We start from the raw sequence: 1,985 nt of genomic DNA, 5'->3' as shown, positions 1-1,985 counted from the left end.
CTGTCTTCTTAGCGCCGCCCCTCTGCCGGGGGGGACCGCATGGCGGTTTGATGGGGCGGCAAAATACGATAAAGAGAAGGGGCTTTCCGCAGCCGGTCCGTATCAAGCGGCTCCCGGCAACCGGAAGGCCCCTTTTCCGCATCCAGCCGCCCCGGCAAGACGGCAAAGCGCAGGTCGACCGTGACGCTGAAGCCACAACCCCGGCGGGCTCCCACCCTGACCACACCGACTTCCAAGGACGAGATGAAGGCAAACGGCACATCTTCCGAGACTCCGCCGCCGGAGAACGAGGACATCGCCAAGCTGCTTCGCGCCTTGAACGAGGATCTGCGGGCCGATCCGCAGGACGACGACGTGGAGTATGAGGAGGAGGAGGAGCAGGCCGGCCGCAGCCGCCTGCCGTTGGGCAAGATCGCGCTGGCCCTGCTGGCCGCCGGCGGCATCGCCGTCGCGGTGGTGTATTTCGGGTCAGGCGATCCGGCGCCGGTGACGACCGCTGCAAACAGCTCGTCGCCGATGGTGCCGGCCCCGGCCATCACCCGCGCGCCCTCCAATCCGGCCCCCGCGACAGGAAGCCTGCCGACTCCGGCAACCACGGCTCCGGCAACCGCAACCCAGCCGCCTGCCCAGACCTCCCCGGTCCAGGCCGCGCCATCCGTCCCCTCCGCCGCACCGGCGCCGCCGGTGGCTGCCCTTCCTGCGACTCCGCCCCCGGTCCTGAAGGTGCCGGAACCGCCGTCGGTCCCGGCCACGGCCCCCGCCGCGACGCCGAAGCCGCGTGCCGCCGCCCCGGTTGAAAGTGCCCCGAGCGCCCCCGCCGCCCCGGCGGCACAGAAGCCGGACTCGCCGAAGGCCGAACCCATCAAGCCGGAAGCACCAGCGGAGACCGGCTCGCTGCAGGCGATGCTGGCCCCGCCGAAGGAGGCGGCCAAGCGCCCGCCGGCAAGCACGCCAACGGCCCCTGCGGCTCCACCGGCCGCATCCGCCGGCAATGGCGAGCCGAAGCCGAACGCCAAGGCGGCCCCCCCGCCCGCCGCCTCCGCCCCGGCGCCGGCCGGCCGCTACACCGTGCAGGTCGGCAGTTTCTCGGTGACGGCGAACGCCGATTCGCTGGTGCAGCGGCTGCAGGGCAATGGGTTCCACGCCTATACCGTCGATTGGACCGACAGTTCCAACCGGTCCTGGCGCGCGGTGCGCGTCGGCGGCTACCCCGACCCGGCCGCGGCCAAGCGGGAGGCGGAGCAATTGAAATCGAAGATGGGACTCAACCCGGTCGTCGTGACCACGCGCTGACCCTGGACCGGAGCGACGGCGGCAGCCGGCCGGTTCCTGTCCCTGTGGCACCGTGTCATCCGAACGAAAGCCCGGCAGCGACATTTGGTCGCGGCCGGGCTTTTTCTTTGGCTCCACCCCCCGTTCTTTGGTCGGGGGAGCCGGGAGTGCCGCTTGATCCCCGCTTCTCTTTGCTCGTACCATGGACATTCCAGGGCACGAATGCATCGCCCCGGACACAAATTGGCAAGCCGGCAAAAGACCGGCGCACCGGAGGACGCCCGCCATGAAGCCGACCATCCTGGTTGTCGACGACGAGCCAAGCATCGTCCTGTCGCTCCAGGTTCTCATGCAGCGCGCCGGGTTTGACGTGCGCATCGCCCGCGACGGGGACGAAGCGCTGCGCTCGGTGGAAACCTTCACGCCCGACCTGATCCTGCTCGACGCCATGATGCCGAAGCGCGACGGCTTCGACGTCTGCCAGACCCTGCGGACCAACCCCGCGTGGAAGTCCCTGCCGATCATCATGCTGACGGCGCGCAGCCGCGACGTCGAACGGCAGAAAGGGCTGGCGCTGGGCGCCACCGACTACATCACCAAGCCCTTTTCCACCCGTGACCTGCTGACCACCGTCCGCCGCCATCTCGGCCTGCCCGCGGCCGGCAGCCTGGAGCCGGCGCCATGACCGCTCCCGCACTGGGATGGACCGCAAT

Annotated in this window: 2 protein-coding genes; both read left to right on the top strand. The window is 70.1% G+C overall.

Going from position 1 to position 1,985, the window contains the following annotated elements; all coding sequences use genetic code 11:
• Window positions 1-243 precede the first annotated feature (243 nt).
• Window positions 244-1,293 carry an SPOR domain-containing protein gene (locus tag I71_RS17500; RefSeq protein ID WP_083897225.1) on the top strand — a complete coding sequence of 350 codons (1,050 nt, stop codon included), beginning with the start codon at window positions 244-246 and terminating at the stop codon, window positions 1,291-1,293.
• A gap of 265 nt (window positions 1,294-1,558) precedes the next feature.
• Complete coding sequence (locus I71_RS17495) at window positions 1,559-1,957, top strand: response regulator transcription factor (protein ID WP_042696122.1); 399 nt, start codon at window positions 1,559-1,561, stop codon at window positions 1,955-1,957.
• Window positions 1,958-1,985: the final 28 nt, after the last annotated feature.

This window comes from Azospirillum sp. B506, from assembly GCF_000333595.1.
In the GTDB taxonomy this organism is placed as follows: Bacteria; Pseudomonadota; Alphaproteobacteria; order Azospirillales; family Azospirillaceae; genus Azospirillum.
Note: the sequence above shows the minus strand (reverse complement) of the source record. Positions and strands in the feature narration are given on the sequence as shown.